Origin of the sequence: Streptococcus mitis, from assembly GCF_009496155.1 — a bacterium.
Lineage (GTDB): Bacteria > Bacillota > Bacilli > Lactobacillales > Streptococcaceae > Streptococcus > Streptococcus mitis_BQ.
Map to the genome: position 1 here is coordinate 42,101 of NZ_WIJP01000001.1, position 23,691 is coordinate 65,791.

Below are 23,691 nucleotides of genomic sequence, written 5' to 3' on the forward strand. Positions count from 1 at the left end.
AAAGAAGGAACTCAAAAAATGGGAAAAATTGAAGTTATTAATCACCCACTGATTCAACACAAATTGTCAATCTTGCGTCGTACAGATACTTCTACAAAAGCTTTTCGTGAGCTAGTAGATGAGATTGCAATGTTGATGGGGTATGAAGTACTTCGTGATCTTCCACTAGAAGATGTGGAAATCGAAACACCAATTACAAAAACAGTTCAAAAACAATTGGCAGGTAAGAAATTGGCCATCGTTCCAATTTTGCGCGCAGGTATCGGGATGGTTGATGGTCTCTTGAGCTTGGTTCCAGCTGCTAAAGTTGGTCACATTGGTATGTACCGTGATGAAGAAACACTTCAACCAGTTGAGTACTTGGTGAAATTGCCTGAGGACATTGACCAACGTCAAATTTTTGTAGTAGATCCAATGTTGGCAACAGGTGGATCAGCAATCTTGGCTGTTGATTCTCTTAAAAAACGTGGCGCATCAAATATCAAATTTGTTTGCCTTGTATCTGCTCCAGAAGGTGTTAAAGCCCTTCAAGAAGCTCATCCAGATGTAGAAATCTTTACAGCAGCCTTGGATGAACGCTTGAACGAACACGGTTATATTGTTCCAGGTCTTGGAGATGCTGGAGACCGCTTGTTCGGTACAAAATAACATCGAAAAGAAGATTGACTTGAAAAAGAATTTCCAGTCACGAAAGGAGGTTGAATTTTTGTTTCTGTCTAATGAAAACGGAGCAAAAATTTGACCTTTTTTGACCAAGATATTATAATAGTCTTATCTTCAGTCATTTGACAAACAAAAATAAAACTCAGAAGGAGAAATGAATGATTCCTGTAGTTATTGAACAAACAAGTCGTGGAGAACGTTCTTACGATATTTACTCACGTCTTCTCAAAGACCGCATCATTATGCTGACAGGTCCAGTTGAAGACAATATGGCTAACTCTGTTATTGCCCAATTGCTTTTCTTGGATGCCCAAGATAGTACAAAAGATATTTACCTTTATGTCAACACACCTGGTGGTTCTGTTTCAGCTGGTTTGGCAATCGTTGATACCATGAACTTTATCAAGGCAGATGTCCAAACCATCGTTATGGGAATGGCTGCATCTATGGGTACAGTCATCGCATCAAGTGGAGCCAAAGGCAAACGTTTCATGCTTCCAAATGCCGAATACATGATTCACCAACCAATGGGTGGTACAGGTGGTGGTACCCAACAAACCGATATGGCGATTGCTGCAGAACACTTGCTTAAAACTCGTAATACCTTGGAAAAAATCTTGGCTGAAAATTCAGGTCAGTCAATCGAAAAAGTCCATGCAGATGCAGAACGTGATAACTGGATGAGTGCCCAAGAAACACTTGAATATGGCTTCATTGATGAAATCATGGCCAACAATTCATTGAACTAATAATCAAAGAAGGCAAACTCGACTGGGTTTGCTTTTTTTGGTATAATAGGGAGAGATTTCTTAGAAAGAGGATTTACCATGTTTGAAAAAGTTAATCGATCTGGCTTGATTATCTATCTTTACTATAATCGTGATGCCAAAAAACTGCAGGATTATGGAGATATTACCTATCATTCCAAGAAATATCGTTACTTACAGCTTTATGTTCCAACAGAGAATTTAGAGAGCGTAGTTGAGAAATTAGGTAAGGAAAGATTTATCAAAAAAGTCAGAATTTGTCATATCCAAGAGCTGGAAACACCCTTTGTGGGCAATCTTTATCGAGAGGAAAACGTTATCATCGAAAAAGTTCAAGAATAGTGTTGACAATTTTCTGATAATTCGGTATATTCTTAACATGCTATTTATTTAAGAAATAAGGAGACAAAAAAGATGAAGAAAAAATTTGCCCTATCGTTTGTGGCGCTTGCAAGTGTAGCACTTCTTGCAGCCTGTGGAGAAGTGAAGTCTGGAGCGTCAAACGCTGCTGGTAACTCAGTAGATGAAAAGACAATTAAAATCGGATTTAACTTCGAGGAAACTGGTGCCGTAGCAGCCTACGGAACATCTGAACAAAAAGGTGCTCAACTTGCCGTTGATGAAATCAATGCCGCAGGTGGTATCGATGGAAAACAAATCGAAGTAGTCGATAAAGATAACAAGTCTGAAACAGCAGAAGCTGCTTCAGTAACAACTAACCTTGTAACCCAATCTAAAGTATCAGCAATCGTAGGACCTGCGACATCTGGTGCAACTGCAGCTGCGGTAGCTAACGCTACAAAAGCAGGTGTTCCATTGATTTCGCCAAGTGCGACTCAAGATGGATTGACTAAAGGTCAAGATTACCTCTTTATCGGAACATTCCAAGATAGCTTCCAAGGAAAAATTATCGCAAACTATGTTTCTGACAAATTGCAAGCTAAGAAAGTTGTTCTTTACACTGACAATGCCAGCGACTATGCTAAAGGTATTGCCAAAGCTTTCCGTGAAGCTTACAAAGGTGAAATCGTTGCAGATGAAACTTTCGTAGCAGGCGACACAGACTTCCAAGCAGCCCTTACAAAAATGAAAGGGAAAGACTTTGATGCTATCATTGTTCCTGGTTACTACACTGAAGCTGGTAAAATTGTAAACCAAGCGCGTGGTATGGGAATTGACAAGCCAATCGTTGGTGGTGATGGATTCAACGGTGAAGAGTTTGTGCAACAAGCAACTCCTGAAAAAGCATCAAATATCTACTTTATCTCAGGCTTCTCAACTACTGTAGAAGTTTCAGCTAAAGCTAAAGCCTTCCTTGACGCTTACCGTGCTAAGTACAATGAAGAGCCTTCAACATTTGCAGCCTTGGCTTATGATTCAGTTCATCTTGTAGCAAACGCAGCAAAAGGTGCTAAAAACTCAGGTGAAATCAAGAATAATCTTGCTAAAACAAAAGACTTTGAAGGTGTAACTGGTCAAACAAGCTTCGATGCGGACCACAACACAGTTAAAACTGCTTACATGATGACCATGAACAATGGTAAGGTTGAAGCAGCAGAAGTTGTAAAACCATAATAGAAAAATGTTGAAATAGGGAATGAGCCTCTGACTCACTCCCTGTTTCGATGTTTAGCACTCTTCGAAAATCAAATTCAAACCGCGTCAACGTCGCCTTGCCGTACTCAAGTACAGCCTGCGGCTAGTTTCCTAGTTTGCTCTTTGATTTTCATTGAGTATAAGAACCTATCAAAAAGTGAGGGAAAACCCTCAAAATTATAAATAGAAAGAGTGAATTTTATGCTCCAACAACTAGTAAATGGTTTGATTCTAGGTAGTGTATACGCGCTGTTAGCCCTAGGATATACCATGGTTTACGGAATTATCAAGCTCATCAACTTCGCCCACGGTGATATTTATATGATGGGAGCCTTTATCGGTTATTTCTTGATTAATTCTTTCCAAATGAATTTCTTCGTAGCGCTTATTGTAGCTATGCTTGCGACAGCCATTCTTGGTGTCGTGATTGAGTTCCTTGCTTATCGACCTTTGCGCCACTCTACTCGTATTGCTGTTTTGATTACAGCTATTGGGGTTTCCTTCCTACTGGAGTATGGTATGGTCTATCTGGTTGGTGCCAATACGCGTGCCTTCCCTCAAGCAATTCAAACAGTTCGCTATGATTTGGGACCAATTAGCCTAACAAATGTGCAGTTAATGATTTTGGCCATTTCCTTGATTTTGATGATTTTGTTACAAGTCATTGTTCAAAAGACAAAGATGGGGAAAGCCATGCGTGCAGTATCCGTAGATAGCGATGCAGCGCAATTGATGGGGATCAATGTAAACCGTACTATCAGCTTTACCTTTGCTTTGGGTTCTGCTCTTGCGGGTGCAGCTGGTGTTCTGATTGCCCTCTATTATAACTCTCTTGAGCCTTTGATGGGGGTTACTCCAGGTCTTAAGTCATTCGTTGCCGCAGTACTTGGTGGTATCGGAATCATTCCTGGTGCGGCTCTTGGTGGCTTTGTAATTGGTCTATTGGAAACCTTTGCGACAGCCTTTGGAATGTCAGACTTCCGTGATGCCATTGTTTATGGAATCTTGTTGTTGATCTTGATTGTCCGCCCAGCTGGTATCCTTGGTAAAAATGTGAAAGAGAAGGTGTAAACGATGAAGGAAAATTTAAAAGTTAATATTCTATGGTTACTCCTTTTACTAGCTGGTTATGGCTTGATTAGTGTACTGGTTTCAGTCGGAGTACTCAATCTATTCTATGTACAGATTTTACAACAAATTGGAATTAATATTATTCTGGCTGTTGGTCTTAACCTAATCGTTGGTTTTTCAGGACAATTTTCACTTGGGCATGCTGGTTTCATGGCGATTGGTGCCTATGCCGCTGCTATTATTGGTTCTAAATCACCAACCTACGGTGCCTTCTTTGGAGCTATGCTTGTAGGGGCTTTGCTTTCAGGAGCAGTTGCCTTACTTGTCGGAATTCCAACCTTGCGCTTGAAGGGGGACTATCTTGCGGTAGCAACTCTCGGTGTATCTGAAATTATCCGTATCTTTATCATCAATGGTGGAAGCCTTACAAATGGTGCGGCAGGTATCTTAGGGATTCCTAACTTTACAACTTGGCAAATGGTTTACTTCTTTGTCGTGATTACAACCATTGCAACCTTGAACTTCTTGCGTAGTCCAATTGGTCGTTCAACCCTCTCTGTTCGTGAGGATGAAATCGCTGCTGAGTCAGTTGGGGTTAATACGACTAAAATTAAAATTATCGCCTTCGTCTTTGGTGCAATTACTGCAAGTATTGCAGGGTCACTTCAGGCAGGATTTATCGGTTCAGTTGTACCGAAAGATTACACTTTCATCAACTCAATCAACGTTTTGATCATTGTTGTATTTGGTGGACTTGGTTCCATTACAGGTGCCATTGTTTCAGCTATTGTTCTGGGAATTTTGAATATGCTTCTCCAAGATGTTGCTAGTGTGCGTATGATTATTTACGCTTTGGCCTTGGTATTGGTAATGATTTTCAGACCAGGTGGACTCCTTGGAACATGGGAATTGAGCCTATCACGTTTCTTTAAAAAATCTAAGAAGGAGGAACAAAACTAATGGCATTACTTGAAGTAAAACAGTTAACCAAACATTTTGGCGGTCTAACAGCTGTTGGAGATGTGACTCTTGAATTGAACGAAGGGGAACTGGTTGGACTAATCGGTCCAAATGGAGCTGGGAAAACCACCCTTTTCAACCTTTTGACTGGTGTTTATGAACCAAGCGAGGGAACGGTAACCTTAGATGGTCACCTTTTGAATGGAAAGGCACCTTATAAGATTGCTTCTTTGGGACTTGGACGTACATTCCAAAATATCCGTCTCTTTAAAGACTTAACAGTTTTGGACAATGTTTTGATTGCTTTTGGCAACCATCACAAACAACATGTTTTTGCTAGTTTCTTACGCTTACCAGCTTTTTATAAGAGTGAAAAAGAATTAAAGGCTAAAGCTTTGGAATTGCTGAAAATCTTTGATTTAGATGGTGATGCAGAGACTTTTGCTAAAAACCTCGCCTACGGACAACAACGTCGTTTGGAAATTGTTCGTGCCCTTGCTACGGAACCTAAAATTCTCTTTTTAGATGAACCAGCAGCAGGTATGAACCCACAGGAAACAGCGGAATTGACTGAGTTAATTCGTCGTATCAAAGATGAATTTAAGATTACAATCATGTTGATTGAACACGATATGAATCTGGTCATGGAAGTAACAGAACGTATCTACGTACTTGAATATGGTCGTTTGATTGCTCAAGGAACTCCAGACGAAATTAAGACCAATAAACGCGTTATCGAAGCTTATCTAGGAGGTGAAGCCTAATGTCTATGTTAAAAGTTGAAAATCTTTCTGTGCATTACGGTATGATCCAAGCAGTCCGTGATGTAAGCTTTGAAGTGAATGAAGGAGAAGTTGTTTCCCTTATCGGTGCCAATGGTGCAGGTAAGACAACTATTCTCCGTACCTTGTCTGGTTTGGTTAGACCGAGTTCAGGAAAAATTGAATTTTTAGGTCAAGAAATCCAAAAAATGCCAGCTCAGAAAATCGTGGCAGGTGGTCTTTCACAAGTACCAGAAGGACGCCACGTCTTCTCTGGCTTGACTGTTATGGAAAATCTTGAAATGGGAGCTTTCTTAAAGAAAAATCGTGAAGAAAATCAAGCTAACTTGAAGAAGGTTTTCTCACGCTTTCCTCGTCTTGAAGAACGGAAGAACCAAGATGCAGCCACTCTTTCAGGAGGGGAACAACAAATGCTTGCCATGGGACGCGCTCTTATGTCAACACCAAAACTTCTCCTTTTAGATGAACCATCAATGGGACTTGCCCCAATCTTTATCCAAGAGATTTTTGATATCATTCAAGATATACAGAAACAAGGAACAACCGTCCTCTTGATTGAACAGAACGCTAATAAGGCACTCGCAATCTCTGACCGAGGCTATGTACTGGAAACAGGAAAAATCGTTCTATCAGGAACAGGAAAAGAACTCGCCTCATCAGAAGAAGTCAGAAAAGCATATCTAGGTGGCTAAAAAGGTCCGGGGGACCTTTTTAGTCGGCAGATGAAGATTGCGAAACAATCATCAAATCCAGTGGATTATTTTAGTTGGCAGATGGCGATTGCAAACAAATCTGCATCTACACTGAAAGATGAATTTCTAATAATTGAATAAATCGAATGAAAGGTATCTTACCCTCATTCATAGAGCTCGATTTTAGAGCTCTTTTTGCTAGCTTATTCATACTTTTCTGAATTTTGAAAAAGAAATGTAAGCGTTTGATAGATTTACAAAAAGATTGTATAATAGGGATAAGAATAGAAAAGGAGAAGTCTCATGGCAGTTAAAGATTTTATGACCCGCAAGGTAGTGTATATTAGTCCAGATACAACAGTATCTCATGCAGCAGATTTGATGAGAGAGCAAGGATTGCACCGCTTGCCTGTTATCGAAAATGATCAATTGGTTGGTTTGGTAACTGAAGGAACCATTGCGCAAGCAAGTCCATCCAAAGCAACAAGTCTTTCTATCTATGAGATGAACTATCTTCTGAATAAGACAAAAGTAAAAGATGTCATGATTCGTGATGTTGTCACTGTCTCAGGCTATGCTAGTCTAGAAGATGCAACTTATCTGATGTTGAAAAACAAGATTGGTATTCTTCCTGTCGTAGATAACCATCAAGTCTATGGGGTTATTACTGACCGTGATGTTTTCCAAGCCTTTCTTGAAATTGCTGGCTATGGAGAAGAAGGAATTCGTGTGCGCTTTGTTACGGAAAATGAAGTTGGTGTACTCGGAAAGATTGTTTCTTTGATTGTAGAAGAAAATTTGAATATCTCCCATACAGTAAATATTCCACGTAAGGATGGTAAGGTGATTATCGAAGTTCAAATTGATGGATCAATCGATTTACCAGCCTTGAAAGAAAAATTTGAAGCAGAAAACATCCAAGTAGAAGAGATTAGTCGTACTTCTGCTAAAATTTTGTAAGAAGGGAAGCCGTAAGGCTTCTTTTTTCATGAAAAGGGGAGTAGAGCAAAAGATGGAAAGAAATGATAGATTATGGTATAATAAAACGATATAAAAAAGGAGTATTTATGGACATTTCAGAAATTCGTCAAAAAATTGACGCAAATCGTGAAAAATTAGCTTCTTTCAGGGGGTCTCTTTGACCTCGAAGGTTTAGAGGAAGAGATTGCCATCTTGGAAAACAAGATGACAGAACCTGATTTTTGGAACGATAATATCGCGGCCCAAAAAACGTCGCAAGAATTAAATGAATTAAAAAACACCTACAATACCTTCCACAAAATGGAAGAGTTGCAGGATGAAGTTGAAATTTTATTAGACTTTTTAACTGAAGATGAGTCGGTGCATGAAGAACTGGTAACGCAGTTATCAGAACTTGATAAGATGATGACTAGCTATGAGATGACCCTTCTCTTGTCAGAACCTTATGACCATAACAATGCCATCTTGGAAATCCATCCAGGATCTGGTGGTACAGAGGCTCAAGACTGGGGGGATATGTTGCTTCGTATGTACACTCGCTATGGAAATGCTAAAGGCTTTAAAGTAGAAGTCTTGGATTACCAAGCTGGTGATGAAGCAGGTATTAAGTCGGTGACCTTGTCCTTTGAAGGGCCTAATGCCTATGGTCTCCTCAAGTCAGAAATGGGTGTTCACCGTTTGGTTCGTATCTCACCATTTGACTCTGCCAAACGTCGCCACACCTCTTTCACATCTGTAGAAGTGATGCCTGAGCTGGATGATACCATTGAAGTGGAAATCCGTGAAGATGACATCAAGATGGATACCTTCCGTTCAGGTGGTGCTGGTGGACAAAACGTCAATAAAGTTTCAACAGGTGTGCGTTTGACACACATTCCTACGGGAACTGTCGTCCAGTCAACGGTCGATCGTACCCAATATGGAAATAGAGATCGTGCCATGAAGATGTTGCAGGCTAAGCTCTATCAAATGGAGCAAGAAAAGAAAGCTGCGGAGGTTGATTCCCTCAAGGGTGAGAAAAAGGAAATCACATGGGGAAGCCAAATCCGTTCTTATGTTTTCACGCCATATACTATGGTAAAAGATCACCGAACTAGCTTTGAGGTTGCACAAGTAGATAAGGTTATGGATGGAGACCTAGATGGTTTTATCGATGCCTATCTCAAGTGGCGAATCAGCTAAGATAGAAAGGAACTCACATGTCAATTATTGAAATGAGAGATGTTGTTAAAAAGTATGACAACGGGACGACTGCCCTACGCGGTGTTTCGGTCAGTGTTCAACCAGGGGAATTTGCTTACATCGTAGGACCTTCAGGAGCAGGGAAGTCAACCTTTATTCGTTCTCTATATCGTGAAGTAAAAATCGATAAAGGAAGCCTATCAGTTGCTGGCTTTAATTTGGTTAAGATTAAAAAGAAAGATGTTCCGCTTCTACGTCGAAGTGTTGGGGTTGTTTTTCAGGATTATAAATTGTTGCCAAAGAAAACTGTCTATGAAAATATTGCTTACGCTATGGAAGTAATCGGGGAAAATCGCCGTAATATCAAAAAACGTGTTATGGAAGTCTTAGACCTCGTTGGATTGAAGCATAAGGTTCGTTCTTTCCCAAATGAACTTTCGGGGGGAGAACAACAGCGGATTGCGATTGCGCGTGCTATTGTAAATAATCCAAAAGTATTGATTGCGGACGAACCAACAGGAAACTTGGATCCAGATAATTCATGGGAAATTATGAATTTGCTGGAACGCATCAATCTCCAAGGGACAACTGTTTTGATGGCGACCCACAATAGTCAGATTGTAAATACCTTGCGCCACCGTGTCATTGCCATTGAAAATGGCCGTGTCGTTCGTGACGAAGCTAAAGGAGAGTATGGATACGATGATTAGTAGATTTTTTCGCCATTTATTTGAATCGTTAAAAAGCTTGAAACGAAATGGTTGGATGACAGTGGCTGCTGTCAGCTCAGTCATGATTACGTTGACCTTGGTGGCAATATTTGCTTCTGTTATTTTCAATACAGCGAAACTAGCTACAGATATTGAAAACAATGTCCGAGTAATGGTATACATTCGCAAGGACGTAGCTGATAATAGCGAGACTATTGAAAAAGAAGGTCAAACCGTTACCAATAACGACTACCACAAGGTATATAATACTTTGAAGGGGATGTCTACAGTTAAGAGTGTTACTTTTTCGAGTAAAGAAGAACAATATGAAAAATTAACTGAGACAATGGGGGACAACTGGAAAATCTTTGATGGTGACGCCAATCCTCTATATGATGCCTATATCGTTGATACAATACAACCAAGTGATGTAAAAACTGTAGCCGAGGAGGCTAAAAAAATTGAAGGTGTATCAGAAGTCCAAGATGGTGGTGCCAATACAGAACGCTTGTTCAAGTTAGCTTCATTTATTCGTGTCTGGGGACTAGTTATCGCGGGATTATTGATTTTCATTGCAGTGTTCTTGATTTCTAATACGATACGTATCACCATTATTTCACGAAGCCGTGAAATTCAAATCATGCGTTTAGTAGGGGCTAAGAACGGTTATATCCGTGGACCTTTCTTGCTTGAAGGTGCCTTCATTGGTTTACTTGGAGCAACCCTTCCATCAGTTCTGGTATTTGTTGTTTATCAAATGGTTTACCAATCGGTTAATAAGTCATTAGTCGGTCAAAACCTTTCAATGATTTCACCAGAGGTATTCAGTCCACTGATGATTGCCCTATTATTTGTGATTGGTATTTTCATTGGTTCACTGGGATCAGGAATTTCAATGAGACGTTTCTTGAAAATCTAAAATAGAATATAAGTATATTTGAGGAGATTTTAATATCTCCTTTTTTGCTAGAAAAATTTTATAAAAAAATATACTTTTTTTTATAAAAGCCTTTACAAAAAAATTTAAAGTGGTATAATGAATACATAGTTAAGTGCAAACGTTTTCGTAAAACGTTTGCCTAAATAAAAATAAAGGAGATTTGAATGATGAAAGATACATTCAAAAATGTCTTGTCTTTCGAGTTTTGGCAAAAATTCGGTAAGGCTTTGATGGTGGTTATCGCCGTTATGCCGGCTGCTGGTTTGATGATTTCAATCGGTAAGTCGCTTGTGATGATTAACCCTAACTTTGCTCCACTGGTCATTACTGGTGGTGTACTAGAGCAAATCGGTTGGGGAGTTATCGTTAACCTTCATATCTTGTTCGCCCTCGCTATTGGAGGAAGCTGGGCTAAGGAACGTGCTGGTGGTGCGTTTGCTGCAGGTCTTGCCTTTATCCTAATCAACCGTATCACTGGTACAATCTTTGGCGTATCAGGAGACATGTTGAAAAATCCAGAAGCTATGGTAACAACTCTCTTTGGTGGCTCAATCAAAGTTGCTGATTACTTTATTAGCGTTATGGAAGCACCAGCACTTAACATGGGTGTCTTCGTAGGGATTATTTCTGGTTTTATTGGAGCAACTGCTTACAATAAATACTATAACTTCCGTAAGCTTCCTGATGCACTTTCATTCTTTAATGGAAAACGTTTTGTACCGTTTGTAGTTATTCTTCGTTCAGTAATTGCTGCAATTGTACTTTCAGCTTTCTGGCCACTTGTGCAAACTGGTATCAATAGCTTTGGTATCTGGATTGCTAACTCACAAGAAACTGCTCCAATCCTTGCACCATTCTTGTATGGTACATTGGAACGTTTGCTCTTGCCATTTGGTCTTCACCACATGTTGACTATCCCAATGAACTACACAGCTCTTGGTGGTACTTATGAGGTCTTAACTGGTGCAGCTAAAGGTAGTCAAGTATTTGGTCAAGATCCACTTTGGCTTGCATGGGTAACAGACCTTGTAAACCTTAAAGGTACTGATGCTACTCAATACCAACACTTGTTAGATACTGTTCACCCAGCTCGTTTCAAAGTTGGTCAAATGATCGGTTCATTCGGTATCTTGATGGGTGTGATTGTGGCTATCTACCGTAATGTTGATGCTGATAAGAAACATAAATACAAAGGTATGATGATTGCAACAGCTCTTGCAACATTCTTGACAGGGGTTACTGAACCAATCGAATACATGTTCATGTTTATCGCAACACCTATGTATCTTGTTTACTCACTTGTTCAAGGTGCGGCCTTCGCTATGGCTGACGTCGTGAACCTACGTATGCACTCATTTGGTTCAATTGAGTTCTTGACTCGTACACCTATTGCGATTAGCGCTGGTATCGGTATGGATATCGTTAACTTTGTTTGGGTAACAGTTCTCTTTGCCGTAATCATGTACTTTATCGCAAACTTCATGATTCAAAAATTCAACTACGCAACTCCAGGACGTAATGGAAACTACGAAACTGCTGAAGGTTCAGAAGAAGCTAGCAGCGCAGTGAAAGTTGCAGCAGGTTCTCAAGCTGTAAACATTATCAACCTTCTTGGTGGACGTGCAAACATCGTTGATGTGGATGCATGTATGACTCGTCTTCGTGTAACTGTTAAAGATACTGACAAGGTCGGTGATGCAGAACAATGGAAAGCAGAAGGAGCTATGGGTCTTGTCATGAAAGGACAAGGAGTTCAAGCTATCTACGGTCCAAAAGCAGACGTATTGAAATCTGATATCCAAGATATTCTTGACTCAGGTGAAATCATTCCTGAAACTCTTCCAAGTCAAATGACAGAAGCGCAACAAAACACTGTTCAATTCAAAGGTCTTACTGAGGAAGTTTACTCAGTAGCTGACGGTCAAGTTGTTGCTTTGGAACAAGTAAAAGATCCAGTATTTGCTCAAAAAATGATGGGTGATGGATTTGCTGTAGAACCTGCAAATGGAAACATTGTATCTCCAGTTTCAGGTACTGTATCAAGCATCTTCCCTACAAAACATGCTCTTGGTCTTGTGACTGAAGCAGGTCTTGAAGTACTTGTTCACATTGGTTTGGACACAGTAAGTCTTGAAGGAAAACCATTTACAGTTCACGTAGCTGAAGGACAAAAAGTTGCAGCAGGTGACTTACTTGTCACAGCTGACTTAGATGCTATCCGTGCAGCAGGTCGTGAAACTTCAACAGTGGTTGTCTTCACAAATGCTGAAGCTATTAAATCAGTTAAATTAGAACAAACAGGTTCTCTTGCAGCTAAAACAGCAGTTGCTAAAGTAGAATTGTAATATACTTGAGGTTGGAAGCTGTTTTCCAACCTCTTGTTTTAGGAGAAAAGCATGAAATTTTTAACACTCAATACTCATAGCTGGATGGAAAAAGAAGCTGAAAAAAAATTCCAGCTCTTGCTTGAAGATATTCTTGATAAAGACTATGATTTGATTTGTTTCCAAGAAATCAATCAGGAGATTACCTCGCCTAAGGTAGAAGTTAATGATCTCTATCAAGCTTTGCCAGCAGCTGAGCCTATTCATCAAGACCACTATGTTAGACTTTTGGTTGAAAAGTTGTCAGAGCAAGGGAAAAATTACTACTGGACTTGGGCCTATAACCATATTGGTTATGACCGCTACCATGAAGGTGTGGCTATCTTGTCTAAAACACCTATTGAAGCCAGAGAAATTTTGGTTTCAGATGTGGATGATCCAACAGACTATCATACTCGTCGTGTTGCCCTAGCTGAGACTGTAGTCGATGGTAAGGAGCTAGCAGTTGCCAGTGTTCATCTATCTTGGTGGGATAAAGGTTTCCAAGAAGAATGGGCACGATTTGAGGTTGTCTTGAAAGAATTGAACAAGCCACTTTTGCTTGCTGGAGATTTCAACAACCCAGCTGGTCAGGAAGGCTACCAAGCTATTTTATCTAGTCCATTAGGCTTACAAGACGCTTTTGAAGTTGCTCAAGAGAAAAGCGGTAGCTATACCGTTCCACCAGAAATTGATGGCTGGAAAGGGAACACTGAACCTCTACGAATCGATTATGTTTTTACTACCCAAGAGTTAGTCGTAGAACATTTACATGTTGTATTTGATGGTAACAAGAGTCCACAAGTGAGTGATCACTATGGTTTGAATGCTATGTTAAACTGGAAATAATAACTGAAAAGAGGTTGGAACTATAAAATTCCAGCCTTTTTCTGACTAGAAAAGGTGCTGGAAATAGCCTAAATAAGTGAGACTACTGAAATGGAATAAAATGTGGTATAATTGAACAGATAGATAGAATCGAGGATATTATGTCATTTACGAAATTTCAATTTAAAAACTATATTAGAGAAGCCTTGGAGGAGTTGAAATTTACAACTCCAACAGAGGTACAAGATAAGTTGATTCCGATTGTTTTGGCAGGTCGTGACCTAGTCGGTGAATCAAAAACAGGTTCAGGTAAGACTCACACTTTCTTGTTACCGATTTTCCAGCAATTAGATGAAGTTAGTGATAGTGTACAGGTAGTGATTACGGCACCGAGCCGTGAGTTGGCTACTCAAATTTATCAAGCAGCTCGTCAGATTGCAGCCCACTCAGAAGTGGAAGTTCGTGTGGTTAATTACGTGGGTGGTACTGATAAGGCTCGCCAGATTGACAAATTGGCAAGTAACCAGCCTCATATTGTTATCGGAACGCCTGGCCGTATCTACGACTTGGTCAAATCTGGTGATTTAGCTATTCACAAGGCCAAGACTTTTGTTGTCGATGAGGCTGATATGACCTTGGATATGGGATTCTTAGAAACTGTTGATAAGATTGCTGGCAGCCTTCCAAAAGACCTACAATTCATGGTTTTCTCAGCGACTATCCCACAAAAACTGCAACCATTCTTGAAAAAATACTTGTCAAATCCTGTTATGGAGAAAATCAAGACCAAAACGGTCATTTCTGATACCATTGATAATTGGTTGATTTCTACTAAGGGACGTGACAAGAATGCTCAAATTTACCAGTTGACTCAACTGATGCAACCTTATTTGGCAATGATTTTTGTTAACACTAAAACGCGTGCTGATGAATTGCATTCATACCTGACTGCTCAAGGTTTGAAAGTTGCAAAGATTCATGGAGATATTGCCCCTCGTGAGCGCAAGCGTATCATGAATCAGGTGAAAAATCTAGATTTTGAGTATATTGTCGCAACGGATTTGGCAGCGCGTGGAATTGACATTGAAGGTGTCAGTCATGTCATCAATGATGCCATTCCGCAAGATTTGTCCTTCTTTGTGCACCGTGTTGGTCGTACTGGACGAAACGGTCTACCAGGTACAGCTATTACCCTCTATCAGCCAAGTGATGACTCGGATATTCGTGAGTTGGAGAAATTGGGAATCAAGTTTACTCCTAAGATGGTCAAAGACGGGGAATTTCAAGATACTTATGACCGTGATCGTCGTGCTAATCGTGAGAAAAAGCAAGACAAGCTTGATATCGAAATGATTGGTTTGGTTAAAAAGAAAAAGAAAAAAGTCAAACCGGGTTATAAGAAAAAAATTCAATGGGCGGTTGATGAAAAACGTCGCAAAACCAAGCGTGCTGAAAATCGCGCTCGCGGTCGTGCAGAGCGTAAAGCAAAACGCCAAACATTTTAATAGTAATTGTTGGAGTAGTGAGCTCCAACTTTTTTATTTATAGGAATGAAATATCTACATTGAAACACTGCAAATTGCGGTTAAAAATGGTATAATGATAAAGTTATATAGTCCCGATAAGATGGTAGAAATTTCTATTTTTTGTTTCGAGTCGTAACTCGCAAAGAATGACGGCTCTAAAGTAGTCGCTCGTCATTCTACGGTTGCCGCTATAGGGCGACCACCCTATGCGCCTTACTAGCTTCAGAAATAAAAAAGTATCGTTTTTATTTCTTTCGAGTCGCAACTCGCAGATTATAAGGATTTCTATCAGTACTTTGTAACTCTATAACACTATTTTTAAGGGGGGACATTTTTATGTCAGAACGTAAATTATTCACGTCTGAATCTGTATCTGAGGGGCATCCAGATAAGATTGCAGACCAAATTTCAGATGCGATTTTGGACGCCATTTTAGCTAAGGATCCAGATGCGCACGTTGCTGCTGAGACAGCTGTCTATACTGGTTCCGTCCACGTTTTTGGAGAAATTTCTACAAATGCCTATGTGGATATTAACCGTGTTGTTCGTGATACCATTGCAGAGATTGGTTATACCAATACAGAATATGGATTTTCTGCTGAGACGGTGGGAGTTCATCCGTCACTTGTTGAGCAATCACCAGACATTGCCCAAGGTGTTAACGAAGCCTTGGAGGTTCGTGGGAATGCAGATCAAAATCCACTGGACTTGATTGGAGCTGGAGACCAAGGGCTCATGTTTGGATTTGCAGTGGATGAAACAGAAGAGCTCATGCCGTTGCCAATTTCACACAGTCATAAATTGGTTCGTCGTCTGGCAGAACTTCGTAAGTCTGGGGAAATTAGCTATCTTCGCCCAGATGCTAAATCACAAGTTACGGTTGAGTATGATGAAAATGACCGTCCAGTGCGTGTGGACACAGTTGTTATTTCAACTCAGCACGATCCAGAAGTCAGCAACGAACAAATTCACAATGATGTCATTAACAAGGTTATCAAAGAGGTTATTCCAGCCTCTTACTTGGATGAGCAAACAAAATTCTTCATCAATCCAACTGGTCGATTTGTAATCGGTGGACCTCAAGGAGACTCAGGCTTGACTGGTCGTAAGATTATTGTGGATACCTATGGTGGCTACTCTCGTCACGGTGGTGGTGCCTTCTCTGGTAAAGATGCGACTAAGGTGGACCGTTCTGCCTCATATGCAGCTCGTTATATTGCCAAGAATATTGTTGCAGCGGGTCTTGCTAAGAAGGCAGAAGTGCAATTGGCCTATGCCATCGGTGTTGCGCAACCTGTTTCTGTCCGTATTGATACCTTTGGTACAGGAACAGTAGCTGAAAGCAAACTTGAAAAAGCGGCTCGTCAAATCTTTGACCTTCGCCCTGCAGGAATTATCCAAATGCTGAACCTCAAGCGCCCAATTTACCGTCAAACAGCGGCTTATGGACACATGGGACGTACAGATATTGATCTTCCATGGGAACGTTTGGATAAGGTAGATGCTTTGAAAGAAGCTGTCAAATAAATGAATTGAAGAAAGAGGGAAGTCCCTCTTTTTTCGATATATTATAATCTCCGTTAATCATTGAAATTATAGCTTGAATTTGATATGATGGTCTTATGAATAAAAGTAGAGCAAATCGTGTTGAGCACGATAAGATAAGAATGAGTTTAATAGCCCTAGTAGCTATCTTTTCAGTAAGTATTTGTGTTCTTGGAACGATGATTGGCTACAAGGTATTTTCAAAACAAAGCTTTGAACAAAATATTGAATCGCTTAAAAAAGAGAAAGATGATCAATTGAGTGAGGGTAATCAGAAAGATCATTTTCGTAAGGGACAAGCTGAAGTGATTGCCTATTATCCTCTCCAAGGGGAGCAAGTGATTTTGTCTGTAAAAGGAATCATAGTGCAGGATATTAAGGAAAATTTAGAAGACAAGGAAAATCTGGTTTTTTATTATACGGAGAAACAGGATTCGACTTTAAAAGGGATTGTCAACCGAAGTGTGATGAAACAAGTCTATGATTTAACTTCGTTAAAAGTTGAAGAGACTGAAAAAACTAGTCTGGCAAAAGTCCATTTGACAGAAGATGGCAAAACTTTTACACTTGATCAATTATTTTCAGATGCTAGTAAAGCCAAAGAAAAGCTGACAAAAGAACTGACTTCTTTCTTACAGGATAAGAAATTGGAGCAAGAAAAGTTTAATCAGATTGTTAAAGGTTTCTCTGACCAAGACTTGTCTGCATGGAACTTTGATTATAAGGATAGCCAAATTATTCTTTATCCCAGTCAATCAGTGGAAAATCTAAATGAGATTGCCTTGCCAGTATCTAGTTTCTTTGAGCTTATTCAGTCCTCATATTTGCTAGATAAGGATGCCGAACTCTACAAGGCTTATTATGAAAAGAAAAATCGTAAAGTCGTAGCCTTGACTTTTGATGATGGACCAAATCCTGCAACAACAAATCAAGCATTAGATACTCTTTCTAAGTATGGAATTAAGGCTACTTTCTTTGTTTTAGGTAAGAATATTTCTGGCAATGAAGAGATTTTGAAACGCATGAAATCAGAGGGTCATGTTATTGGAAACCATAGTTGGAGCCATCCAGTTCTTTCAAAACTTTCTCTTGATGAAGCTAAAAAACAAATTACTGATACTGAGGATGCACTAGCTAAAGTGTTGGGCTCTAGTTCTAAACTTATGCGTCCACCTTATGGGGCCATTACAGACGACATTCGCAATAGTCTCAATTTGAGCTTTATTATGTGGGATGTGGATAGTCTGGACTGGAAGAGTAAAAATGAAACAGCTATCCTGACAGAGGTTCAGCGTCAGGTTAAGAATGGTTCAATTATTCTTATGCATGACATTCATGCTGAGACGGTACATGCTTTACCGAAGGTTATTGACTATTTGAAAGAGCAAGGTTATGAATTTGTCACAGTTCCAGAAATGCTTAATTCACGATTAAAATCACACGAATTATTCTATGACCGTAATCAGTAAGAAGGTTGCTGAAAGACCAATTCAATAGTAAGTAATTTTTCAATAAAGAAATTTAGTCTTGTATCACTCAAGGCTAATTTTTTATGTTTAAATCGTATGATATGATTAATATTACAATCTTGTTACAAAATATTTTTTTGATAGAATTTTCTGATAATTTAGGATATAATACTTTTAATTTAAATAAAAAGGAGTGATTTTATGGGAGATTGCAACGATTTTTGTCATAAAAAGTACCAAGTAGCAACGATTTTTCTGCTAACGGTCTTTGCATTCGGATTTGCTTTCGCACAGGTTAGTGCCGATGAGGGAAAATTTGAAGCATCCAATCAAGTTACACATGCGGTAATAACAAATAAATTAGATGATTCAAATAAGCTCGCACCGTCAGTCACGGCTGACAAGAATGCTCTAAATTCTTCTTCGAAGGAAAAAACAGAAGTGACAGAGTCATTAAAAGAAGATGATTCTATAGAATATAGAGATAATAAGTCAGACAAGAATGTAAGCACACAGAAAGAAACGACTGCTATAAAAAGTGAAGAGAAGAAGGAAGAATCAGCAGTAAAAAGCAGTTCTTCTTCCGAAAGTTCACAATCACAGTCGTTATCTCAAGGTGGACATAAAGAAAAGCCAAATAGTATCTCCAGTAATGAAATGATTACTGTCCCTAAAACCTGGGAAGCAGGACACAAAGGGCAAGGAACTGTAGTCGCTGTTATAGATTCAGGCCTTGATTTGAATCATGAAGTTCTGCGTATTTCTGATCCGTCAAAGGCGAAATTTAAAAATCAGAATGATATCGAAAAAGCTAAAAAGGCTGCTGGTATTGACTATGGGAAATGGTACAGTGACAAGGTAGTATATGCTTATGATTACTTTGATGGAACAGATAATATAAAAGAGGTTGAAAAAGAGTCTCATGGAATGCACGTTACTGGTATTGTAGCTGGAAATCCAGTTAATAAAGCTCCAAATTCTGAGAAGGTATATGGAGTTGCACCAGAAGCTCAAATAATGTTTATGAGAGTTTTTTCAGACAGAGATAAAACTACAGCCTCTGCCCTCTATGTAAAAGCTATTGATGATGCAGTTGCGTTAGGTGCAGATGTGATCAATATGAGTTTGGGTGCAGGTGCAGGTTCAACGGTAGATGCAGGTTCAGATATCATTGATGCAGTAAAAAGAGCACGTGCTAAAGGAGTATCTGTTGTTATTGCTGCTGGTAATAGTAATACTTTCGGTAGAGGTTTTTCACAACCATTGGCAGCAAATCCTGATTATGGTCTCGTCGGAAATCCCTCTACAGTGGAAGATTCAATTTCTGTTGCTTCGATTAATAATAAAATTCTAACTACTGAAGTCTTTGAAGTAAAAGGTTTAGAAAATGACGCTACCCTTGATTATGGTAAGTTTGATTTTAATAGACCTGAAACAGAAAAAGATTTTGAAAAAGGGAAAGAATACGAATATGTAGCAGCGGGTATTGGTCGTGAAGAAGATTTTGCTAATATTGATGTAAGAGGCAAGTTAGCACTGATTCAACGTGGTAAAATCCATTTCTCTGATAAGATTAAAAATGCTCTTCAACACGGTGCAGCTGGAGTTTTAATTTATAACAACGTTGAAGGTGCAAATGTTAGTATGTCTGTTACAGGTGATGCTAAGAAAATCCCATCTGTCTTTATTTCAAAACATTATGGTGAAATTCTTAAGTCTGGTCAGTATAAAATTGTCTTTAATCACAAGATGGATAATCGTAAATCAGACGTTGCAGACCAATTATCAGATTTTTCAAGTTGGGGAGTTACAACAGATGGACAATTGAAACCAGATGTTACTGCACCTGGTGGAAATATCTATTCATCATTTAACGACAATAGCTATGGAAGTATCAGTGGAACAAGTATGGCAGCTCCTCATGTAGCTGGTGTCGCAGCATTAGTCAAAGAATATTTAGCGAAAAAACATCCTGAATTATCAGCTAGTCAAATTTCAGAGATTGTAAAAGCTTTAATTATGTCTACTGCAAAACCACATTTTAATAAACAAACTGGAGCCTATACTTCTCCACGTCAGCAAGGTGCCGGTGTAGTTGACACGATGGCAGCAACCAGCACAGATCTATTTGTAACAGGTACAAATAACTATCCAAGTGTTACTCTTGGCAATGTTGGTGATAAATTTACCTTTGAAGTTACAATTCATAATATTTCGGATAAAGACAAAATATTGAAGATGATTGTAAATACAAATACGGACGAAGTTGAAGAAGGGAAATTCACTCTCCGTCCACGAAAACTAACTGAAACAGTTTGGCCTGAAGTAACTGTGAAAGCTCATAGTACGAAGACAGTAACAGTTAGTGTAGATACAAGTAAGTTTACTGAAGAACTTAGCAAAATAATGCCAAATGGTTATTTTCTAGAAGGATTTGTTAGATTTGTCAATCCTGCAGATGATGGTCCTGTTATTGGGTTGCCATTTATGGGATTTAAGGGAGAATTCCAAAATCTACCTGCAATTGAAAAACCAATTTATCAATTGATTAAGGAAGGAAACAGTGGATTTTACTCTGAAATTGATAAAGATAATCCAGGAATTTCACCTTCAGACGATGCAACTTATTTAACAAGTTCTGAAAATGATGTAAATGTTTTAAAAGCAGAGCGTCAAGGAAATCGAGTGACTGTACTCGGAGTAAAACAAGATGCTGAAGGAAAATACCATCTTCAGTTAGATGAAAAGGGTAATGTTCGCCTTGCTATCTCGCCAAATGAGGATGGTAATAAAGATTCTGTTCAATTTAAAACTCTTGTCTATAGAAACTTGGTAAATCTTCGTGCGACTGTTTATGATTCTTCGGATACAACACACAGTCAGCCTATTTGGCAAAGTCGTCCAACAGACCTTGTAAAAAATTATTTTGATGGCGATACTAGAAATCCAAGAAGTTACATTGTAGATAAAACAGCTTGGGGAGGACAGGATTCTAATGGAAATCGAGTCTCTGATGGAATTTATGACTATGTTATTAGTTATAAGCCAGATGTTCCTGGAGCTGAAGAACAATACACAACATTTAAAATTCAAATCGATACACAAAAACCTCTGATTACTTCGGGATATATTCGTTCTCAAAAAGATCAAGAACAATTTATAGCTCGTAAACCTCAGGATGTAGGAAATGGCGGAATTCTTCTAGAAAAAGTCTTTTATATTCGTCCTTCTGAAAATAGAGAGGCGACAGATTCAGAAATCGAACAGTATCAAATTATCAAACAAAATGAAGATGGTAGTTATACACTTCCTAAGAACATTGATAAATCGAAAATCTTCTATTATGTAGAAGACTTTGCGGGAAATGTAGATTTTATATCTCTCAAAGATCTTGTAGGTGAAGAAAATAGTGGTCGTGTAAAAATTGCTATACTAAACAATAAAACCAAGGATGAGATTGATACAACTTATGTTTACCGCATTAAAAATAGCGAAGGTCAATATGTAACTGTTGATAAGTCAAAAGATATTAATTTCTTGAAATTTGGACATTATGTTGCAGAAATTTTTAGCTATGATCGTACAGAGTTGAAATTTGTAAGTGCCCTATCTAAGGAATTTGATTTAACGAAAGAAAATAGTTTTCAAACAATTACTTTCTTAGCTAACAAATTGAAATATGCTCCAGTAACGGTTGGCTTTAATCAAGCTGTTCCTGGAACTACAACGATTACTTTAGTAGGTGAAGACGGTCAGAGTCAAGTTTTGCCAGCTGAAACATATGGTAAACATTCTTATGGTAAGAAAGTAGTTACTGGTGAATATAAAGTTCTTGTAAATCTATCCAACGGTTATGAATTACTCGATAATCTTCAACCATTTAAAGTTTTGTTTGGTAAAAATAATGTTTTGTCACTTTCAGTTGTTTCTAAGTTAGCTCTGATTGCAGCTTTAAATAAACAAATGGAAGTAGTTAAAACTCCGAGATATTATAATACAAAACAGAAGTTAAAAGAAATTTTTGATCAAAGTGTCAAAGATGCCCAACTAGCATTGGGAAGTAAACTTAACCAAGATAAAATTGACCAAATTGTTAAGGATTTAGAGTCTGCTATGCAAACATTGGATGGTAAGGAATCTGATATCACATCATTGAAGAATGCCATTAAAGCATATGCTGAGACAGTTAAAAAAGGTAAATATATAAATTCTGATCGAGAACGCAAAGGTCAATATGATCGTGAATTTAAACTCTTAGCCTTATTAATTACAAAAGATTTGATAACTCAAGATGAAATTGACCGCCTATTGACCACTTTCTTGCAAGCCCAAGAACAGCTGAATGGGAAAGAAACAGATTTCATGATCCTAAAAAATGTTATCGTGGATGAAGTGAAGTTCCAAGACAAAGATCCAAGATTTTTGACAGCTAGCAAAGAGGAGAAGGATGCATATAATCTTATTTTCAACAAAGCTAAGCTACTTTTAGAAAATTCAGAAGCTAGTCAAGAAGAAATTAATACAGTAATCAATGCTCTAAAAGAGACGGCTGTAAAACTGAAGGCTAATAAAGTAGAAATTCCAACTAAACCAGTTGCATCGATTAAGCCAGTTTCTCAAGTGCAACCTGTTAAATTAGTAAGTCACAATAGACAAGTCACAACTATTAAGCCTTCAATTAGCAATGATAAAATTGAGAAAGCTAGATCAATTGCAATATATCATTCCAATATAGAAGCTAAGCATGAGAATAAAACACTAGCTGGAAGTGGTCAACAAGTGCTTTTAGCTACAGTCAACAAAGAAGGAAAACAATTACCAGCCACTGGTGAGAATAACATGATTTCTATTATGCTAAGTATTTCAGGAATTTCTCTCTTATTGTCAGTTATTGGACTTGAAACTTTTTCAAAAAGTGAGTAGAGAATACTATACATCTTTCTATAGTTTTTGATTTACAGTATGTTACAATTCTGATATAATAGTCAGCAGGAAAGAAAGTCTTATGGCGTTCTTCAAGCGAGCTTGGGATAGTGGGAGCCAAGTAGGACAAAATAAAGTGCTGGCGCTTTCTGTAGTATTTTCAAAAACAATGAAGTAATAAATTAGGGTGGAACCGCGTTTCTGACGCCCCTAGTCGCAAGGCTTGGGTGTTGAAATTCGGTTCTTTTTGAATTTCGGTTCTTTTTGAATTTCGTCTAATACCTAAGTGGAAAGGAGCATCATGCTTAAAGGATCTTGTTTATGTAAAGCAGTCACCTACACTTTAGATGAGGAATTGTCGGAAATAGTTTTTTGCCATTGCTCATTCTGTCGGAAAGCAACTGCGTCTGCCTACACAGTTAATGCTAAAGTTAGCAGTGAAAAGCTAGTATTGCATGGAAAAGAAAAGCTTGTTTCCTATAGTTCTTCTCCAGGAAAACAGCGTTATTACTGCCAGAACTGTCATAGTCAAATTTTCACTGTTCAAGAAAATATACCAGAAGTCTGTGCTTTAAAATTAGGTACAATAGATGAATGCGATCAGAATTTACAAACTGTTCCTAAACGTCATATTTTTCAGGACCCAGCCTTTTCTTGGTTGCTTGATAAATAAATCTAAGAAGATAATATAAA

At 38.6% G+C, this 23,691-nt stretch carries 19 protein-coding genes; all 19 read left to right on the plus strand.

The annotated features are described in order from the left end of the window. Positions 1 to 18: 18 nt before the first annotated feature. The 19 genes from upp to GEZ84_RS00320 all read left to right on the plus strand — a co-directional run bounded on the left by upp (position 19) and on the right by GEZ84_RS00320 (position 23,671). The gene (gene upp, locus GEZ84_RS00225) at positions 19 to 648 is read left to right on the plus strand and encodes a uracil phosphoribosyltransferase (RefSeq protein WP_000515974.1); all 630 of its coding nucleotides are present in this window, start codon (positions 19 to 21) and stop codon (positions 646 to 648) included. A 173-nt stretch (positions 649 to 821) separates the two neighbouring features. After that, the gene (gene clpP, locus GEZ84_RS00230; RefSeq protein ID WP_000613475.1) at positions 822 to 1,412 is read left to right on the plus strand and encodes an ATP-dependent Clp protease proteolytic subunit ClpP; all 591 of its coding nucleotides are present in this window, start codon (positions 822 to 824) and stop codon (positions 1,410 to 1,412) included. A 78-nt stretch (positions 1,413 to 1,490) separates the two neighbouring features. After that, positions 1,491 to 1,772 (plus strand): YlbG family protein, encoded by a 282-nt coding sequence (locus GEZ84_RS00235; protein ID WP_153222846.1) that lies wholly within the window; start codon positions 1,491 to 1,493, stop codon positions 1,770 to 1,772. 72 nt (positions 1,773 to 1,844) lie between these two features. Further along, positions 1,845 to 3,005: an ABC transporter substrate-binding protein gene (locus tag GEZ84_RS00240; RefSeq protein ID WP_000726112.1), complete on the plus strand. Its 1,161-nt coding sequence runs from the start codon at positions 1,845 to 1,847 to the stop codon at positions 3,003 to 3,005. 222 nt (positions 3,006 to 3,227) lie between these two features. Next, complete coding sequence (locus tag GEZ84_RS00245) at positions 3,228 to 4,097, plus strand: branched-chain amino acid ABC transporter permease (protein ID WP_000941421.1); 870 nt, start codon at positions 3,228 to 3,230, stop codon at positions 4,095 to 4,097. A gap of 3 nt (positions 4,098 to 4,100) precedes the next feature. Next, positions 4,101 to 5,057 carry a branched-chain amino acid ABC transporter permease gene (locus GEZ84_RS00250; RefSeq protein WP_000662290.1) on the plus strand — a complete coding sequence of 319 codons (957 nt, stop codon included), beginning with the start codon at positions 4,101 to 4,103 and terminating at the stop codon, positions 5,055 to 5,057. Then, a complete protein-coding gene (locus tag GEZ84_RS00255; RefSeq protein WP_153222847.1) occupies positions 5,057 to 5,821 on the plus strand; it encodes an ABC transporter ATP-binding protein in 765 nt (254 codons plus the stop codon). Before GEZ84_RS00250 ends, GEZ84_RS00255 begins: the two co-directional genes overlap by 1 nt. Further along, positions 5,821 to 6,531 (plus strand): ABC transporter ATP-binding protein, encoded by a 711-nt coding sequence (locus tag GEZ84_RS00260; RefSeq protein ID WP_153222848.1) that lies wholly within the window; start codon positions 5,821 to 5,823, stop codon positions 6,529 to 6,531. Before GEZ84_RS00255 ends, GEZ84_RS00260 begins: the two co-directional genes overlap by 1 nt. 303 nt (positions 6,532 to 6,834) lie before the next feature. After that, positions 6,835 to 7,491, plus strand: a complete 657-nt coding sequence (locus GEZ84_RS00265) for a CBS domain-containing protein (RefSeq protein ID WP_125410886.1) — start codon at positions 6,835 to 6,837, stop codon at positions 7,489 to 7,491. Between the two features lie 107 nt (positions 7,492 to 7,598). Beyond that, a protein-coding gene (gene prfB, locus GEZ84_RS00270) for a peptide chain release factor 2 (protein WP_125410887.1) occupies positions 7,599 to 8,694 on the plus strand; the annotation gives its coding sequence in 2 pieces (ribosomal slippage) (positions 7,599 to 7,670 and positions 7,672 to 8,694; 1,095 coding nt in all). A gap of 17 nt (positions 8,695 to 8,711) precedes the next feature. After that, on the plus strand, positions 8,712 to 9,404 hold the full coding sequence (gene ftsE / locus GEZ84_RS00275) for a cell division ATP-binding protein FtsE (protein WP_000022266.1): 693 nt from the start codon (positions 8,712 to 8,714) through the stop codon (positions 9,402 to 9,404). Continuing rightward, positions 9,397 to 10,323, plus strand: coding sequence for a permease-like cell division protein FtsX (gene ftsX / locus GEZ84_RS00280; RefSeq protein WP_153222849.1), 927 nt, complete (start codon positions 9,397 to 9,399; stop codon positions 10,321 to 10,323). Before ftsE ends, ftsX begins: the two co-directional genes overlap by 8 nt. Before the next feature lie 185 nt (positions 10,324 to 10,508). Next, positions 10,509 to 12,689 carry a PTS transporter subunit IIBC gene (locus GEZ84_RS00285; RefSeq protein ID WP_153222850.1) on the plus strand — a complete coding sequence of 727 codons (2,181 nt, stop codon included), beginning with the start codon at positions 10,509 to 10,511 and terminating at the stop codon, positions 12,687 to 12,689. A gap of 51 nt (positions 12,690 to 12,740) precedes the next feature. Then, complete coding sequence (locus tag GEZ84_RS00290; protein WP_153222851.1) at positions 12,741 to 13,556, plus strand: endonuclease/exonuclease/phosphatase family protein; 816 nt, start codon at positions 12,741 to 12,743, stop codon at positions 13,554 to 13,556. A 140-nt stretch (positions 13,557 to 13,696) separates the two neighbouring features. Beyond that, a complete protein-coding gene (locus GEZ84_RS00295) occupies positions 13,697 to 15,040 on the plus strand; it encodes a DEAD/DEAH box helicase (RefSeq protein WP_153222852.1) in 1,344 nt (447 codons plus the stop codon). 357 nt (positions 15,041 to 15,397) lie between these two features. Further along, positions 15,398 to 16,588, plus strand: coding sequence for a methionine adenosyltransferase (metK, locus tag GEZ84_RS00305; RefSeq protein ID WP_153222853.1), 1,191 nt, complete (start codon positions 15,398 to 15,400; stop codon positions 16,586 to 16,588). A gap of 95 nt (positions 16,589 to 16,683) precedes the next feature. Then, complete coding sequence (gene pgdA, locus GEZ84_RS00310; protein WP_153222854.1) at positions 16,684 to 18,075, plus strand: peptidoglycan-N-acetylglucosamine deacetylase PgdA; 1,392 nt, start codon at positions 16,684 to 16,686, stop codon at positions 18,073 to 18,075. A 201-nt stretch (positions 18,076 to 18,276) separates the two neighbouring features. Beyond that, positions 18,277 to 22,998: a S8 family serine peptidase gene (locus tag GEZ84_RS00315; RefSeq protein WP_153222855.1), complete on the plus strand. Its 4,722-nt coding sequence runs from the start codon at positions 18,277 to 18,279 to the stop codon at positions 22,996 to 22,998. Between the two features lie 301 nt (positions 22,999 to 23,299). Beyond that, positions 23,300 to 23,671, plus strand: a complete 372-nt coding sequence (locus GEZ84_RS00320) for a GFA family protein (protein ID WP_153222856.1) — start codon at positions 23,300 to 23,302, stop codon at positions 23,669 to 23,671. Positions 23,672 to 23,691: the final 20 nt, after the last annotated feature.

Excerpts from the sequence above, each read along its gene's own strand:
- upp (WP_000515974.1), top strand. The coding sequence starts at position 19 with ATGGGAAAAATTGAAGTTATTAATCACCCACTGATTCAACACAAATTG.
- clpP (WP_000613475.1), top strand. The coding sequence starts at position 822 with ATGATTCCTGTAGTTATTGAACAAACAAGTCGTGGAGAACGTTCTTAC.
- GEZ84_RS00235 (WP_153222846.1), top strand. The coding sequence starts at position 1,491 with ATGTTTGAAAAAGTTAATCGATCTGGCTTGATTATCTATCTTTACTAT.
- GEZ84_RS00240 (WP_000726112.1), top strand. The coding sequence starts at position 1,845 with ATGAAGAAAAAATTTGCCCTATCGTTTGTGGCGCTTGCAAGTGTAGCA.
- GEZ84_RS00245 (WP_000941421.1), top strand. The coding sequence starts at position 3,228 with ATGCTCCAACAACTAGTAAATGGTTTGATTCTAGGTAGTGTATACGCG.
- GEZ84_RS00250 (WP_000662290.1), top strand. The coding sequence starts at position 4,101 with ATGAAGGAAAATTTAAAAGTTAATATTCTATGGTTACTCCTTTTACTA.
- GEZ84_RS00255 (WP_153222847.1), top strand. The coding sequence starts at position 5,057 with ATGGCATTACTTGAAGTAAAACAGTTAACCAAACATTTTGGCGGTCTA.
- GEZ84_RS00260 (WP_153222848.1), top strand. The coding sequence starts at position 5,821 with ATGTCTATGTTAAAAGTTGAAAATCTTTCTGTGCATTACGGTATGATC.
- GEZ84_RS00265 (WP_125410886.1), top strand. The coding sequence starts at position 6,835 with ATGGCAGTTAAAGATTTTATGACCCGCAAGGTAGTGTATATTAGTCCA.
- ftsE (WP_000022266.1), top strand. The coding sequence starts at position 8,712 with ATGTCAATTATTGAAATGAGAGATGTTGTTAAAAAGTATGACAACGGG.
- ftsX (WP_153222849.1), top strand. The coding sequence starts at position 9,397 with ATGATTAGTAGATTTTTTCGCCATTTATTTGAATCGTTAAAAAGCTTG.
- GEZ84_RS00285 (WP_153222850.1), top strand. The coding sequence starts at position 10,509 with ATGATGAAAGATACATTCAAAAATGTCTTGTCTTTCGAGTTTTGGCAA.
- GEZ84_RS00290 (WP_153222851.1), top strand. The coding sequence starts at position 12,741 with ATGAAATTTTTAACACTCAATACTCATAGCTGGATGGAAAAAGAAGCT.
- GEZ84_RS00295 (WP_153222852.1), top strand. The coding sequence starts at position 13,697 with ATGTCATTTACGAAATTTCAATTTAAAAACTATATTAGAGAAGCCTTG.
- metK (WP_153222853.1), top strand. The coding sequence starts at position 15,398 with ATGTCAGAACGTAAATTATTCACGTCTGAATCTGTATCTGAGGGGCAT.
- pgdA (WP_153222854.1), top strand. The coding sequence starts at position 16,684 with ATGAATAAAAGTAGAGCAAATCGTGTTGAGCACGATAAGATAAGAATG.
- GEZ84_RS00315 (WP_153222855.1), top strand. The coding sequence starts at position 18,277 with ATGGGAGATTGCAACGATTTTTGTCATAAAAAGTACCAAGTAGCAACG.
- GEZ84_RS00320 (WP_153222856.1), top strand. The coding sequence starts at position 23,300 with ATGCTTAAAGGATCTTGTTTATGTAAAGCAGTCACCTACACTTTAGAT.